This is a genomic window from Photobacterium chitinilyticum (assembly GCF_004104355.1).
GTDB lineage: Bacteria > Pseudomonadota > Gammaproteobacteria > Enterobacterales > Vibrionaceae > Photobacterium > Photobacterium chitinilyticum.
The window spans coordinates 1-388 of record NZ_RJLM01000295.1 but is presented as its reverse complement, the minus strand read 5'-3'; the positions used below and the strand labels follow the sequence as shown (position 1 = coordinate 388).

Sequence of the window (388 nt, the reverse complement as noted above, 5' to 3'; positions counted from 1 at the left end):
GAGGCAAAAGCAAAAGCGGTTAGGCTTTAACTTTTGCATTGTTGCTTTCACAACCTTGCTAAGAAATGGTGCCGACTACCGGAGTCGAACTGGTGACCTACTGATTACAAGTCAGTTGCTACCTACTGAGCTAAGTCGGCACACGATATCTTTTTTAGTCTCAAGCCCTAAAGCTCGACACTGAATTTGGCTCCCCCTGCAAGACTTGAACTTGCGACATACGGATTAACAGTCCGCCGTTCTACCAACTGAACTAAGGGGGAATTATATTTTCGTTGCTTGCACCATTTTTTCAAAAGAGAAGAAATGGTGCCTCGAGGCGGAATCGAACCACCGACACGAGGATTTTCAATCCTCTGCTCTACCGACTGAGCTATCGAGGCAACGG

Annotated in this window: 3 tRNA genes; all 3 read right to left on the bottom strand. The window is 46.6% G+C overall.

Going from position 1 to position 388, the window contains the following annotated elements:
* Positions 1-66 precede the first annotated feature (66 nt).
* A tRNA-Thr gene (locus EDI28_RS26825) sits at positions 67-140 on the bottom strand.
* A 47-nt stretch (positions 141-187) separates the two neighbouring features.
* Positions 188-263, bottom strand: a tRNA-Asn gene (locus EDI28_RS26820).
* Between the two features lie 44 nt (positions 264-307).
* A tRNA-Phe gene (locus tag EDI28_RS26815) sits at positions 308-383 on the bottom strand.
* Between the last annotated feature and the right edge of the window lie 5 nt (positions 384-388).